Origin of the sequence: Aureivirga sp. CE67 (assembly GCF_015767245.1) — a bacterium.
In the GTDB taxonomy this organism is placed as follows: Bacteria; Bacteroidota; Bacteroidia; order Flavobacteriales; family Flavobacteriaceae; genus Aureivirga.
This window is the reverse complement of sequence record NZ_JADOTV010000028.1, coordinates 1-15,081: the sequence shown is the minus strand read 5'-3', so window position 1 is coordinate 15,081 and position 15,081 is coordinate 1. Positions and strand designations below refer to the sequence as shown.

Annotated in this window: 15 protein-coding genes; 9 read left to right on the top strand and 6 right to left on the bottom strand. The window is 27.4% G+C overall.

The window, feature by feature from the left end:
* The first annotated feature begins 38 nt into the window (after positions 1-38).
* From I0K12_RS20225 to I0K12_RS20215, 3 genes are all read left to right on the top strand, one after another.
* A complete protein-coding gene (locus I0K12_RS20225; RefSeq protein ID WP_196890001.1) occupies positions 39-1,961 on the top strand; it encodes a cation:proton antiporter in 1,923 nt (640 codons plus the stop codon).
* A 2-nt stretch (positions 1,962-1,963) separates the two neighbouring features.
* Positions 1,964-2,545, top strand: a complete 582-nt coding sequence (locus I0K12_RS20220) for a tRNA-(ms[2]io[6]A)-hydroxylase (protein ID WP_196890000.1) — start codon at positions 1,964-1,966, stop codon at positions 2,543-2,545.
* A gap of 196 nt (positions 2,546-2,741) precedes the next feature.
* Positions 2,742-3,842 (top strand): leucine-rich repeat domain-containing protein, encoded by a 1,101-nt coding sequence (locus tag I0K12_RS20215; protein ID WP_196889999.1) that lies wholly within the window; start codon positions 2,742-2,744, stop codon positions 3,840-3,842.
* 74 nt (positions 3,843-3,916) lie between these two features.
* On the opposite strand, the gene I0K12_RS20210 is transcribed toward I0K12_RS20215, so the two are convergent.
* Both I0K12_RS20210 and I0K12_RS20205 read right to left on the bottom strand, forming a co-directional pair.
* Positions 3,917-4,318: a DoxX family protein gene (locus I0K12_RS20210; protein ID WP_196889998.1), complete on the bottom strand. Its 402-nt coding sequence runs from the start codon at positions 4,316-4,318 to the stop codon at positions 3,917-3,919.
* Between the two features lie 151 nt (positions 4,319-4,469).
* On the bottom strand, positions 4,470-4,952 hold the full coding sequence (locus I0K12_RS20205) for a DinB family protein (RefSeq protein ID WP_196889997.1): 483 nt from the start codon (positions 4,950-4,952) through the stop codon (positions 4,470-4,472).
* Between the two features lie 196 nt (positions 4,953-5,148).
* Here I0K12_RS20205 and I0K12_RS20200 point away from each other — a divergent pair, with 196 nt between their 5' ends.
* Positions 5,149-5,340 carry a cold-shock protein gene (locus I0K12_RS20200; RefSeq protein WP_196889996.1) on the top strand — a complete coding sequence of 64 codons (192 nt, stop codon included), beginning with the start codon at positions 5,149-5,151 and terminating at the stop codon, positions 5,338-5,340.
* Positions 5,341-5,404: 64 nt separating this feature from the next.
* On the opposite strand, the gene I0K12_RS20195 is transcribed toward I0K12_RS20200, so the two are convergent.
* A complete protein-coding gene (locus tag I0K12_RS20195; RefSeq protein WP_196889995.1) occupies positions 5,405-5,869 on the bottom strand; it encodes a GNAT family N-acetyltransferase in 465 nt (154 codons plus the stop codon).
* A gap of 66 nt (positions 5,870-5,935) precedes the next feature.
* Between I0K12_RS20195 and I0K12_RS20190 the strand changes: the two genes are divergently transcribed.
* Complete coding sequence (locus I0K12_RS20190; protein ID WP_196889994.1) at positions 5,936-6,514, top strand: hypothetical protein; 579 nt, start codon at positions 5,936-5,938, stop codon at positions 6,512-6,514.
* Between the two features lie 64 nt (positions 6,515-6,578).
* Here the strand turns inward: I0K12_RS20190 and I0K12_RS20185 are convergent, their stop codons facing one another.
* Positions 6,579-6,932, bottom strand: coding sequence for a hypothetical protein (locus tag I0K12_RS20185; protein WP_196889993.1), 354 nt, complete (start codon positions 6,930-6,932; stop codon positions 6,579-6,581).
* A 68-nt stretch (positions 6,933-7,000) separates the two neighbouring features.
* On the opposite strand from I0K12_RS20185, the gene I0K12_RS20180 reads away from it, so the two are divergent.
* Both I0K12_RS20180 and I0K12_RS20175 read left to right on the top strand, forming a co-directional pair.
* Positions 7,001-7,579, top strand: coding sequence for a hypothetical protein (locus tag I0K12_RS20180; protein WP_196889992.1), 579 nt, complete (start codon positions 7,001-7,003; stop codon positions 7,577-7,579).
* A gap of 101 nt (positions 7,580-7,680) precedes the next feature.
* Positions 7,681-8,235, top strand: a complete 555-nt coding sequence (locus I0K12_RS20175) for a hypothetical protein (RefSeq protein WP_196889991.1) — start codon at positions 7,681-7,683, stop codon at positions 8,233-8,235.
* A gap of 67 nt (positions 8,236-8,302) precedes the next feature.
* Here the strand turns inward: I0K12_RS20175 and I0K12_RS20170 are convergent, their stop codons facing one another.
* Together I0K12_RS20170 and I0K12_RS20165 are read right to left on the bottom strand one after the other, a co-directional pair.
* Positions 8,303-9,568, bottom strand: coding sequence for an amidohydrolase family protein (locus tag I0K12_RS20170; RefSeq protein WP_231372818.1), 1,266 nt, complete (start codon positions 9,566-9,568; stop codon positions 8,303-8,305).
* A 22-nt stretch (positions 9,569-9,590) separates the two neighbouring features.
* Complete coding sequence (locus tag I0K12_RS20165; protein WP_196889989.1) at positions 9,591-12,545, bottom strand: amidohydrolase family protein; 2,955 nt, start codon at positions 12,543-12,545, stop codon at positions 9,591-9,593.
* 153 nt (positions 12,546-12,698) lie between these two features.
* Between I0K12_RS20165 and I0K12_RS20160 the strand changes: the two genes are divergently transcribed.
* Both I0K12_RS20160 and I0K12_RS20155 read left to right on the top strand, forming a co-directional pair.
* Positions 12,699-13,172 carry a hypothetical protein gene (locus I0K12_RS20160; protein ID WP_196889988.1) on the top strand — a complete coding sequence of 158 codons (474 nt, stop codon included), beginning with the start codon at positions 12,699-12,701 and terminating at the stop codon, positions 13,170-13,172.
* A gap of 10 nt (positions 13,173-13,182) precedes the next feature.
* Complete coding sequence (locus I0K12_RS20155) at positions 13,183-14,913, top strand: hypothetical protein (protein WP_196889987.1); 1,731 nt, start codon at positions 13,183-13,185, stop codon at positions 14,911-14,913.
* Positions 14,914-15,081 lie beyond the last annotated feature (168 nt).

The window sequence follows — 15,081 nt, the reverse complement described above, 5'->3', positions numbered from 1 at the left end:
TACGCTAATCTATAACTAACTAAAAAAACAAAATCAATTTGGACATAAATAATTTTATTCTTTCTCTGATTGGATTTTTGATTATTGCCATTTCTGCAAATCAAATTTCAAAATACTTTCAAAAAATAAAATTTCCCATCATAACAGGTTTAATTATTTCAGGAATCATCGCTGGTTCTTCTATGTTAAACTTTATTACTGTCGGAACTGTAAATAGACTTAACTTTTTAAATGAAATTGCTCTTGCAATCATTGCTTTTTCTGCAGGATCAGAATTATATCTCGACGATCTACGTAGTAGAATTAATAGTATAAAATGGATGACGATTGGACAATTAGTAATCACTTTCGTTTTAAGTTCCGTTGCAGTGTATATGCTAACAGAGTATATTCCATTCATGCAAGAAATGAATATGCTTTCCAAAATAGCTGTTGCTATTTTATTTGGAACTATTTTCGTTGCACGTTCTCCGTCTTCGGCAGTTGCGGTTATTAATGAAATGCGAGCAAATGGACCTTTTACCAAGACAGTAATGGGAGTAACAGTTGTAAAAGATGTATTAGTAATCATACTTTTTGCAATTTGTTTTTCTGTAGCTAAAGCATTTATAAATGGAGATGAAATTGGGTTTTTATTCTTAGTAATCTTATTATTAGAACTGTTAGTTTCATTTGCATTTGGAATTGTTTTAGGGAAAATTCTTCAAATACCATTTTCTTTAAAAGTAAATAACAAAGTAAAAGCTGTGATCATTACAGTTTTAGGTTATGGAGTATATGTTTTTAGTCATTATGTAAAAGCAACAACAGAACAATACTTCGAACACGGATTTGTTTTAGAACCACTTTTAGTTTGTATCATTGGAAGTTTTGTGCTTACAAATTATAGTAAACACAGAATTGAATTTGCTGAAATTATTGAAGAAATTAGCCCAATTATTTATATTGTATTCTTTACATTAACGGGAGCTTCACTAGAAATTCAAACATTATTAAATGTATTTGGAATTGCAGTTGTGTTATTCTTAGTTCGTTTAGGAACGATGTTTATCGCAGGTATTTTCGGAGTTTATTTAGCAAAAGATCCAAAAGAATATCGATTTATTGCTTGGATGCCATATTTGACTCAAGCAGGAGTTGCGCTTGGATTAGCAACTATTATTTCACATGAATTCCCTTCTTGGGGACATGAATTTGAAACAATCATTATTGCTATCATCGTAATTAATCAGCTACTTGGGCCACCATTATTCAAATGGTCGTTAAATTTCGTAAAAGAAAGTCATTTAAGAGCAAAAGTGCCAGAATTTGATGGAACACGTGATGCTTTAATTTTCGGTTTAGAGAGTCAGTCTATTGCGCTTGCTCAACAATTAGTGAAAAATAAATGGTCTGCGAGAATTGCAACTTTAGATTCGAGTAAAGAAATTTCAGAAAATGAAGCTTATGAAATCAAGAAAATTGATGAAATAAGTTTGGAGACTTTAAATAATTTAAAACTAGATAAAACAGAGGTTGTAGTTTTAATGTTATCGGATAGTCAAAACTATAAATTGGCAGAATTAATTTATGAAAACATTGGGACAAAAGATATTATTGTTCGTCTGAATAAGCGTGAAAACTTCGATAAATTTCATAAATTAGGAGCTATAATTATTGAACCTACCACTGCAATGGTAAGTTTATTAGATCATTTTGTTCGTTCTCCAAATGCGGCATCATTACTGCTTGGAATGGATGAAGGACAAGATTCTATGGATATTGAAATTAGGAATAATGATATACACGGAATGCGTCTTCGAGAGTTGCGTCTTCCAACAGATATTCTAGTTTTATCTGTAAAGAGAAATAATCAATTAATCGTATCTCATGGGTACACGAGGCTTCGAATAGGGGATATTATGACACTTGTTGGAGCAAAGGAAAGTTTAGAAGCTGTTAAATTAAAATTTGAGAATTAAAGATGTTAGGTTTAAAGTTACCAACAGATCCAAGATGGGCAAATATTGCCGAGAAAAATATTGAAGAAATCTTAATTGATCACGCATTTTGTGAGCAAAAAGCTGCTTCGACAGCAATTTCTTTAATTGTGAGTTTTCCAGAATACACAGAATTAGTAACAGAAATGGTTGCTTTGACTCGTGAAGAAATGGGACATTTTAAGATGGTTCATGATCGATTAATTAAAATGGGAGTTCCATTAGGAAGAGATCGTAAAGATGAATATGTATTAAAATTGGTTACATTTTTTCCAAAAGGAGGGAGTAGAACAGATCAATTAGTACACAGGTTACTTTATGCTGCATTGATTGAAGCTAGAAGTTGTGAAAGATTCCGTTTATTATCAGAAAAATTAGAAGATAAAGATTTAGCTAAATTCTATAGAGATTTGATGATTTCTGAAGCAAATCATTATACGATGTTTTTAAAGTTTGCTAGACAATATGGAAATCGTGAAGAAGTGGATAAGAAATGGGAAGATCTTCTTGTCTTTGAAGCTGAAATCATGAGAGATTTAGGAACAAAAGAAACCGTTCATGGTTAGTGGAATAATTTAAAATTATACAAAAACAGTAACTTGTAATAAAGGTTGCTGTTTTTTTTTGCTTTAAGATGAAGTAATGGTAAAAAAATATTACTTTTAGTTAAAATTGATTATATATCTATACTAATAAAAAAATATATTTGATTGCCTTACAAAATGTTATGAAACTAACCAACAATTTAATATAATACACAACATGAGTTTTTTATCAAAAATTAAAATTGCTATTCAAAAATTTGCTGAAGATGACTACCATGAAGATGATGTAAAAGCTTTAATTGCTATTCGAGAAAAAAATACAAAATCTGGGAAACTTTTAAACTGGGAAGGAGATAATTATGATGAATGGGAAGGAGTTTATTGGACAGAAGAACAACCTTCGAGAGTTACTGATATCGAATTGTATATAAAAGAAGAATATGACAAAGAGAAACAAGAAAAACCTTATTTGTTTGGAGAAATTGATTTGTCTCCTTTTAAAGCATTAGATTATTTTAATTTTAATCGCCAAAAATTAACTGGAATTTATGCAAATGGTTTAGAATGTCTAACAGTTTTAAAAGCTGAACAAAATAAATTAGAGTTTTTAGAGCTTTATGGAGCTTATAATCTTTCTCGTATATATGTTGATTCTAATAAATTAAAATCTATTGATTTGTCAGATTGTATGAACTTGGAAGAGATAAATTTTTCTAAGAATAAACTGAAAATAGTAGATTTAACAAATAGTAGTAAGCTAGAAGCTATTTATTTTGAAGATAATAAACTAGAATGTATTACAGGATTAGATAATTTATCAAGACTTGTGGAATTAAGTTGTTATAATAATAGATTAAAAAAACTTGAAATTTCAAATTTGAACAAGTTATTATATATATATGCTAGTGGAAATCAATTAACAAAATTAGATTTGACAAATAAACCAGAATTAGTGCACCTTCATTTTTCAGATAATCAAATTTCGAAGATTGATTTGAGTAAACTTCCTTTGTTAGAAGTTTTACATTGTGAGAATAATCAGTTGAAAGAAATTGATTTGTCTGGGCTTCCAGAGTTATATCAGCTTCGTTTAGGAGATAATTATATTACGAAATTGGAATTGATTAATTTTTTAAAGCTAGAAAGTGCGAACTGTGAAAATAATAGATTGGAAGTCGCTCTACTTGAAAATTTACCTGTTTTAGAAACTCTTAGCGCATATGATAATGATATTCAAGAATTACATATTTCTGCTTGTCCAGAATTAAAAAAGAATAGAATTAGTATTGATGAAGATGCAAAGGTTCAATACGCCTAAGATAAAAATTCAAAAAAATAAAAAGACTATTCAAGAAATTTGAATAGTCTTTTTTATATGATTGTATTAGAGAATTAATCCCATTTTCCATTCGATTTAATTGAATATTTACCACCTCCAGTAAAATATAAAACTAAAGCACCAAGTGTATATAAACCTAAATTTTCTATAGCCCAACCTCCATGTTGTGATAAACTGAAAATTTCATTAGCGTGGAAAAGTAGTGCCGCTACAATACAGTTAATAATTAATACAAGTGCAGATAATCTTGTCATAATTCCAAAGATGATAAATATAGGAGCAAGGATTTCTCCAACATAAACACCATAAGCTAGAAATTCTGGTAAATTCTTAGCAGCAAGTTGTCCTTCGATAAATTTCACTCCATGTGATACTTTTGCTATTCCATGTAATAACATCAAAACTCCTACGGTTAGTCTAAGTATTAATAGACCTAAATTAAGATTTTTTTTCATGATGAAAGTTTTTATTAGTTTTTAGATATTTCATTGCCAACAATTTACGAAAATTAACTTTCATATTTTAAGATTTAAATCATTTTTTAACAAAAGAAATTCTAATCTCAAATAATAATTTTTTTCAAAAGACTATTTTTTAATCTTTATTCTAAGAATTTAAAACTCTATTTAAAACAGCAATTTGTCCGTTGTGCCAACTTTGATGTTGTGATAAAAGTAAAAGTGCTTCATATTTAGTTGTTGCAGCAGGATTTGGAATTTCCGTTTTATTTTCGAGATCATCTAAACTTAAATTTTCAATTCCTTTATAAATAGTTGAAAAAGTAAAATCATACATTTCTAAAAGTTCTTCATGTGAAGGTTTTTCATCTGTATGTGCTTTGGGATCTGATTTTGGTCCATAATATTTAATGAAATTAGGAATATTTACTTTTGCTTTATATTCCTCGTTTGCACCAGAAATAGAAGCAATTCCATGTAAGTAATTTGCTAGAATAATGTGTCCGATTTGCCAATTTAAATTCGATTCTAAAACACTTGGAGTTTCATGCCAATGTTCCTTAGAAAAATTTTTGATTAAGTTATCCGTCTTTTCTTTTACTAGCTTAATTTGATTTTTAATGGTTTTCATAATAAAATTTTATTTAGTTTTTAATAATGTAATGCTGAAGATAATTATAAATTGTTTAGAAAGGATATTTTAGTCAAATTTAAGTTGAAAATGAATTAATATTCCGTAAACATAAAATTAACAAAGAAATATTTGAATTTATAGTTGTTAGGTTAATTAATTATTTTACTTTTACGCCATATTTAAAATACACATAATGAACACAGGAACAATTAAGTTTTTCAACGACGAGAAAGGATACGGATTTATCACTCCAGACGGAGGAGGAAAAGATATGTTTGTACACATCAACGGATTAGTAGATGAAGTTGCTGAAGGAGACAAAGTGTCTTACGACGTTGAAGAAGGTCGTAAAGGATTAAATGCAGTAAATGTAAAAGTACTATAAGACTAATATATTATACAACATTTGAACTAAAACCTATCATAGAAATGATAGGTTTTTTTTTATTCTATTTTTTCCAGTGGATTTTTATAGCAGAAAGAGAATCAAACTCCAGTTTTTTATCAGGAATTATTTTAAAATTGTTTTTTAAATAAAATTCTAAAGGCGAATTATAGGTCTTTCCATTTTTTTTAATCTCATTATTTTTATCAATTACCCAACCATTTAATTCCTCTTGTAATTCTTTGGCTAAGTTTAAAATTTTAGTGCCAAAACCTTTTCCATGTATACTTGAGTCCAAAATAATTGAAAACCAAATTTCATTCTCCCTCAGAAAATCAAAATAAAAACCTTTTATATTTTCATTAGTATCTGTCAATAAAAGAAAATTTTTATCTTCTAAAGATTCAAGGTATTTATCAAATTCAGTTAATGATTTTTTACTTGTTTTTTCTGGAAATTCATTGTTCCATAAATTCAAAACATGTTCTTTTTCAGACTTTGTTAAAGATGATTTATGTTGAAATTTCATTGTGTTACGATTAGAGATTTCCATAAAGATAAAATTTATATTTTTGACTGACTAAAAATCAAAACTATGAGAAAAACATTATTCTATTTTCTATTACTAAATTCAATTTTCATTTTTGCACAAGATTTTGAAACACTTCCAGAAGTGAAATTAGAAGTACCTAAAAAAACAAGAAAATTGGTTGTTGGAAAAGAAAAAAAATCACTGATAGGTTTGATGAAAGCGAATTATAAAGGTAAAAATCGAAACTTTTTTGGATATAGGTCTTTTCTATATGATTCTATTTATCAATCAACGCCATTTATTGAAGAAGTAAAAATATTAACAAGAAGTGATGTAAAAGATGCAAAGTTTGAAGTTTATTTGCACAGAATTAAACAAGATGGTGGATTAGGAGAAGTTTTACATGAAAAACCATTTATTGGTGTTGCTAAAAAAAGAAAGAAAAGAACAACTATAAGTTTAAATGAAACACCTATTTTATTTCCAAAAGAAGGAGTATATGTTGTTGTCAAATGGATTTATTCTGAGGAGAATAAATATAAAATGTTAAATTCTAAATTAATTGCTCCAGATATATTCTTATTGGAAAAAAATGAGAAAGGGAGATCTGAAATAAATGCTTTTTTGATTTTAACCAATTAATAAAAATTTATCTCTCCATTTAAAATAAATTTAACAGGAGAGATATTTCTAAATATCTTCAAAATTATACTAAGTTTCCTCTTCTTTCCCATTTTTTTATTTGACTCAAAACGTTTCTCTTAAGACTTTGAAACCTTTTATCTTCAATATGTTTTAATTTATATAATTCTTCAAAAATAAGCTTCAGATGAATAGAGTCCATATGAACATTATTTTTTAGTAAAATTCCATATTTAATTACATTGTGAATATCTTCTCTCTTTGCTGCTTTCATAAAAACATACCAATCAGATTCTATCCTTTTTTTATGTTTTTGCGATATTTTAAATCTTCTATAAGCTATATAAGCTAATATAATTAAAGGAGCTAAAAAACTTACTAATAGTGCTATAGCATCGAGATCAATATTTACTTCCATATTTTATATTTTTTTGTTTTAAAAATAAGAAAAAAAGAGATATTTTTTGCATCTAAATTTAATGTTTTATGAATTTCGAATTTTTGATTTTAATAATTGTCTTATTTATAGTTTTAGGCATTCGTAGATTTTTGAAAAACAAAAGATTGCATAAAAATAATCTAGGATTTTCTAAAGAAGAATTAGAGTTTTATTCTAATAAAACAGCACCATTTCGAACAGCAGACGATTTCAAAAAACAAACTGAAATAAATCAAAATTCTTTTTCAGATTCAAAGATTCGTCATAAAAACAAACAAAAAACTATTATTTCAGAGTTTGGAGGAGCAACACAATTTGTTTGGGATGGTTTTACTTTATCAAAGTTTTCAGAAAATAAAATAATCACTTTTGATGGAAAGTATGTAACTCAATTTTCTGGAAATAAAATCTATACTTGGGAAAATAATACACTTTCAGAATTTGCAGGGAAAAAGCTGTTTTCTGTTTCTAAAAATTCGATTTCAATTTTTGCAGGGAAAAAGGTTTTTAGTTTTAATGATAAAGAAATTTCACATTTTTCAGGAGCAAAAATATATAGAATAAAAGGAGAGGAGAATCTACCAAAAGCTATTATTGTTTTGATTGCTGCTGATCTAATAAAATAATGAAATGTCTTGTAATATTAAGAAAAAGTAAAGAATTGAAGTTTTATTTTGAAAATATTATAAATAGTTTATTTTTAATGACTTAAAATTAAAAATAAATAATGAAAAAACTTAAAGTCATTTTAGCTACAGTTATATTATCAAGTGCATTTATGCAATGTGATAAAGCTCCAAAACAACAATTAATTCCTGAAGGATTTAGTGAAATTGAAATTGAAAAAGAAAACTCAGAAGATCCTATTTTTGTAAATTCAGTAATTTTAAAAGATTATAAAATTATAGGTGTAGGAGAAGCGGATTATAAAGGAAGATATTCATGGATTTCTCATATTCAAAAATTGAATCCAAAAACAAAGAAATATGAAGATATAAAGAATTCAGACTTAATAAATTCTGAAAGTAAATTTGCAGAAGAAGTTAAAGTTAAATTTATTGCGGGAGTAAAGCAACAAATGAAAGCAAATGAAGAAGAAAATATGGGATTTTGTGAAGAATTATTAAAGGAGTTGCAAGAGAAAGAGATATTGGTTAATGAATTGAAAATTGAACCAATTGATAACAGTATTTTTGTCTCAGATAAATCTAATCATTGTTTTCCAGTAGGTGGGGCAATTGCTACTTTTTCTCTAGAAGAGTTTAAAAAGTTTTTGAATTAAAAATATTTTAAAAAAAACCTCGATATTAAACAAAATACCGAGGTTTCTTTAGAAAGAAATAACAAGTTTATTCCTGTCCCAATTTCTTCTGAAATTTCTTATAAAGCTGCGTATGATGTGATTCTAAACTAATATCACGACCATCGATAAACGCTTTATAAATATCATTCCCGATAATATCTAAAGCATCTCCTTTTGAGATGAATAAAGTAGCATTTTTTCCAACTTCAATACTTCCAACTTCTTTTTCAATTCCAAGAATTTTTGCAGTATTAGAAGTCAGCATTTTTAAAGCTTCTTCATAAGGAACACCATAATTAATTGCAGTTCCAGCGTAGAAAGGTAAATTACGTGTTTGCATACGTTCCATATCTCCGCTATTTTCAAAACCAACTAAAACACCAGCGTCCAATAATTTCTTCGGTAATTCAAAAGGTAAATCAATTGCATCATCTTCCGACATTGGAAGCGAATGCACACGATATAAAAGCACAGGAATATTTTTCTCTTTTAAAAGAGGAGCAACCTTATAAGCTTCATATCCACCAACAATTACCATATCTTTTACACCAAAATTCTCAAAGAAATCAATTGCTTCTGTCATTTCTTCTGCACCATGCACATGGATAAATAACTTTGCTTTTCCTTCTAAAATTGGTTGTACAGCTTCATAAACCAAATTTCTTTCTTTCGAATTCTTTTTATAATCTTTCGCTTTTGTAAAGAAATCTTTTAGTTTTTTCTTATTCTTTTTATAAGCTGAAGAAGGTTCGATTTTATTTTTTTTATTCGCATAAGACTTTCCCCAGTTTACATGAATTCCGTCATTTTCTGTGATAATCGCATCTTCATAATTCCAAGCATCTAACTGAACAATCGAAGAAGTACCTGAAATCAATCCACCTCTTGGTGTAACTTGTGCAATTAAAACTCCGTTTGGACGAACAGTTTCCGTAACTCTTGATTCTGTATTATAAGCGATAATACTACGAATATGTGGATTAATCGCTCCAACTTCTCTTTCGTCATCACTTGCAGAAACAGCATCAATTTCTACCAAACCTAAAGTAGAATTTGGCGAAATAAATCCAGGATACACATGATGTCCTTTTGCATCAATTACTTTTTGAAAATCATTCGGATTCGCTTTTGAAAGTTCATCTACAAACGTAAATTTTCCATCTTGAAATCCAATAGCGCTATTTTCAATTACTTTTCCATTTCCTAAATGTGCAGTTGCACCAGTAATCAAAATCGTTTCTGATTGCTTTGGAGCAGGAGTTTGTTGTGCATATATAGAATTGATACTAAGAAAAAGTATCAAACAAATCATTTTTAATTTTAGCATCTTCATCTTAGTGTTCTTCTGAATTACAGTGATACAATGTTTTTTTCTTTTGTACAGGCTTTTGTGTTTCTTCTCCTTTACCTTTTGCATCCAACATTTGCTGGATGATTTGTTTCTTTTCTTTCTGAATTTCTTCTCTTAATTCTTGATCTCTTTCAATATCAAAATAAAGAACTCCTTCGATAAACGTTTTTTCTGCTTTTGCATAGGTAGATAAAGGATTATGACTCCAAAGTACAATATCTGCATCTTTTCCAGCTTTGATACTTCCTAATTTATCATCTAAATGTAAAAGTTTTGCAGGGTTTAAAGTCACAAATTTCCAAGCATCTTCTTGAGAAACATTACCATATTTTACTGCTTTTGCTGCTTCTTGATTCAATCTTCTTGACATTTCTGCATCATCCGAATTGAAAGCAACTAAAACCCCTTCATTGTGCATTAAAGCTCCATTATAAGGTATTGCATCATTCACTTCATATTTATAAGCCCACCAATCTGCAAATGTAGAACCACCAACTCCATGTTCTTTCATTTTATCCGCAACTTTATATCCTTCTAAAATATGTGTGAAAGTGTTGATTTTAAAATCAAATTGTTCTGCAACACGCATTAACATTGTAATTTCTGATTGCACATAAGAGTGACAAGAAATAAAACGCTCGCTATTGATAATTTCTGCTAAAGTTTCTAATTCAATATCATGGCGCACAGGAATATTATTCTTTTTCTTAAAATCATATTCTTTCGCTCTTTGGAAATAATCGATATAAACTTGCTCAACACCCATTCTTGTTTGTGGGAAACGAACCGAATATTTCTCTCCCCAGTTTGTTTGCTTTACATTTTCTCCTAAAGCAAATTTGATAAACTTTGGTTGATTTTCTACAATCATTTGATCTGGAGTTTCTCCCCATTTCAATTTAATAATCGCAGATTGTCCACCAATCGGATTTGCAGAACCGTGTAATAATTGTGCAGTTGTAACACCACCAGCTAAGTTTCTATAAATATTTACATCATCCGAATTTACAACCGAATGAATTGCAACTTCTGCCGTACTATTATGTCCAGATTCGTTTACACCATTTGAAATTGCAATGTGTGAATGCTCATCAATAATTCCAGTTGTTAAGTGTTTTCCAGTTCCGTCAATAATTTTCGCTCCAGAAGCTTTTAAATTCTTTCCAACTTTTGAAATTTTTCCATTTTTAATGTAAACATCTGTGTTTTCTAAAATTCCGTCTTTTTCATTTGTCCAAACCGTCGCATTTCTAATGATAAAATCATTTTGCTCTGGTTGTTCTTCAAATCCATAAGCCATATTTGGATAAGAAACCGCAACTAATTCTGGATTTTTCTTTGCTTTTTTCTTTTTATCCTTGTTTTTATGCTCTTTTGTTTTCTTAAAGTTTAAAGCAAACGTTTCTTCTTTTGAAACATAATTTGCCATTGGCTCTTTTGCATTTCCAAAATAAACTTTAACTGCAACTTCTTCTTTTTTATTTGGTTTAAAATTGATGTATAACCAATCGTTTACCATTTTCGTAGTTGCTTTTACTTTCTTCGAACCTTGCATTATTTTAGCAGAAGGTTTTTCTTTTGTTCCAGCAATTTCAGCAATATATTTTTTCTTTCCAATCTGAAAAGCATACGTTCCACGAACATCTTCTTTTGTGATGTCTTTGATTACATTTTGCTTTCCTTGAATCCAGTTTTCATAAATGATTGTTCCTTCTTCAAAGATATCTCCATCCGTGATTAAAAAGTTAGCCAAAGCTCCTTTTTTTAACGTTCCGATTTCATTTTCTAAGTTTAATAACTGTGCAGGAACTGTTGTTAATGCTGCTAAAGCTTTTTCTTTACTTAATCCATAAGAAATTGCTTTGCGAAGATTTTTATGGAAATCTGCTTTTGATTTTAAATCAGCCGTTGTAAGTGCGAAATTGATTTTATTTTTTTCTAAAACATTTAAATTATTTGGCGCTTGATTCCAAGTTTTTAAATCTTCTAAGTTTACAATTTGTTGCACTTTTAAATCGCTAACATCATAAGCTTTTGGGAAATTAATAGGAATAATAAACGTTGTGTTTAAATTTTTAATTTCCGAAATTCTTTCATATTCATCTCCAGCTCCTTTGATGATGTAAGTTTCACCAAATTCGTTGGCAATTTTGTTTGCTCTAAAAATTTCTAATTTGTTTTTTACTTCAAAAACCTTTGGTAATTCTTTATTTTCGATAAAAGCTTTTAAAGAAAAATCAGCAACTTCTTCGTTTTGTTTTCCAAACCAATCCGCATCATGATTCATCTGACGAAGTAAAGCAATTGCTCCCATTTGCGAAGAAGGATATTCTTGCTTTGAATTTACACTTCTTTTAAAAGAAAAATGTTGTGCAGCTTTGTCCGAAAGAAGTCTTTCGTTGTTTTTTGCATCTTGATTTAAAGTTGTCACAAAAGAAGTTCCTCTTGCAATTCCGTCTTTATAATGCGAATTCACTGTTCCAAATCCAAGTTTGATTAACTCATCCGCTTTTTTAGAATTATAAAAGAAAAAATCTACACTATTTGTTTCTGGTTTTATATGTTCATTCCAATAAAATCCGTTTTTGTGCGAATCATATTGTGGTGCTCTACCATGATTGTGCTCATTTTTCGGAGCTTTCACACCAAAATCCGAATACATATCAATAAAAGAAGGATAAATATATTTTCCTTTTAAGTCTACAATTTTGCTGTCTTTCGGAATAGAAACATTTTTTCCTACAGCAATAATTTTTCCTTTTTCAAAAACCAACGTTCCATTCTTAATTACTTGCTGAGGAGATACATATATTGTAGCGCCAGTAATTACGATTTTTGAATTATCGGAGTTTTTTACTCCGTGATTTGTGGGGAAATACTCTTGTGCATTCAACAGACTTGCAAACAAAAAGAGTGTCAAAAAGATGATTTTTTTCATTCTCGATTAATAAATGTTAATTGTTTTTGTTGTGAAGCTACCAAATTTAAGAAAATAATCGAATTGTAGGAGAGAAGGTGGATTTTTAACAGAATTCTAAGAGTTATTAATTATAAAGTTTAAATTGCATTTAAAATAACTTATTTGAAAAAAATGAAAGTTAAAGAGACAAATGAAATGCTTGCTGAAATAAAGCAACTGATCGAAAATAATGAAATAAGAAAAATAACGGAAGAATTAGAATCAACTACTAAAAAAATAGAAGCTGATGAGATTGAGGCAATAACTAAAATTCAATCTACATTTGATCGGATACATGATAAAGTATTTGCTTTTAATAATATTTTAATTGTTGCTTTTTTAGGATTAAGTAAATACCCATCAGATAAACTTATTTTTCAGTTATGGGTAAGTATATTACCAATTTTTAATTTAATCTTTTTGATGATTTTAGAAAAATGGCAAATGGAAAGATATAGATTAGAATCTATTAAATCAAAATGGAGTGATAGTGATTTTATTAAACATAACAAGATGATACGATCACAAAATATAAAATCTTTATTATCTATTATAATCACGTTTTCTTTATTTATATATTTGGTTGTTAAAATATTAATTTACTAAATAAAATGCAATGATTGGAAATATTGTAAAATATTCGGATTTTTATAGAGAAAACCCACCAAAAGATTATATTAACCTGATTAAAAATATTCCAAAAGAAGAATTATTAGTGACAGTTAATGCCATTAACTCTAGGCTTAAGCCAATTATGAGTTTAGATTTTGATGATTCTCGAGAAGTTCAAATAAATTGCTTAAACACTATTTTATTAAATAATAAACAAAATTTAGATGTTTTAAGATGTTCTAAAAATTTAATAAACAGATTTTTAGACTTTCCAATAATGTTCAGTCTTTTTACTAGAGTTACTTGTTTATATGCTATACAGGAAATATTAAATTATGAAGGATTTAATGAAGGTAAAATTGATTATACATTTGAAATACGTGAAAATATATTTAAATTTTTGCTAATTATAAATGAAAATATATTGAAATATGATGAAAAATATAATGTAAAAGAATTGGAAAAAGAATATAATAGTTTTGAATTTTTTATGTTCAAAGAATTACCACACAATCAGTATTATAACACAATAAATCCAATACATTTAATAGATAAATCAAATTTTTTGTTTGAGAAAATCAATAGTGATGTTTTGTATGGTGAACATTTGAGAAAATATTTAAAAGATAGTTATTTATGTGATGAAATAGGAGATTTATTTCATGATGTATTTTCAATATATATTTCTAGTAATGATGAGGTTTTAGGATTAACATATATAAATATAGAACCTGAAAAGCACCCTGAAGTAGTTAAATTTTTAGATAAATTAAGTGAAAGAATTACTTTTGATAAACTAAGTTATAATGATCCTAAAATATTTGAGTTTTTATCAATTAAAAAAAGTCCTATATATAAATGTAAATCTAAGAACGAAAATATAGTTACTTATTTGATATTAGATTCAATACTATTTTTAGAAAAATTATATTCATTATTTATAAATGACTTTTGGTTTGATTATTTAAAACCAAATAAAGTTTGCACCAGAAAAGATTGGGGTAATTTTATAGGAGCTTATTTTTATGAACCTTTTTTAGAAATGATTTTTAAAAATATGTTTAAATACAATAAAAAGACAATATTTAAACATACCGATGATTTAAAAATAAAATTATCAAAAAACGAAATAGAATATGCTGATTTTTATATTCGAAATAAGAATAGAGTAATTTTAGCTGAAGCTAAAAGTAATTATTTACCTGTAATCAATGGATATAAAACTGTTTCAAATATAGAAGATTTTAAAAAAATTGATTTAAATAAATTTTATAAAGATTATGGTTTGAAACAGCTTGTTGAAAAAACTTTAAAATATTTTCATGATTATAAATTTTTATTAAATGATGATAAGCAGGTTTTGTCAAAAAAAATAAAATTGTACCCTTTATTAATTGTAAATGATCCTATAATCAGTTCAAATTATGCAATAAATGCATTTAGAAATAAATTTAAAGAATTACTTAAAGATAATAATATAGAAATTAATTCAGAAGAACACTTAATTTACCCTTTAGCTATAATTAATACGTCTGATTTACAAAAGATTGAACAATCTTTAAAAAATAGAGATGAAAATATTTTTAATTTATTAAGGCACTATCATTCAATCACAAATAATTCAATTAAAAAAAATCAAGATATTTTAATGACATTTTCAAATACATCTGATAGAATAATTAAAAATAAATTAATTTCTAAAAGAATAAAATTAAAAAATATTTTTTCCATTTAAATTAATAATCGTTAATAAAATTTTGAAAATTATACTTACTTATAATAAACATTATCACGATTGATTTTGTAAGGGACTTCTGAGTGTAACTCTGAAATTATGTATTCCGACAGCAATTTTCATAATTTTCTCTCTTTTTTCAAAGTATTTTATTCGAATTTTCTCTTT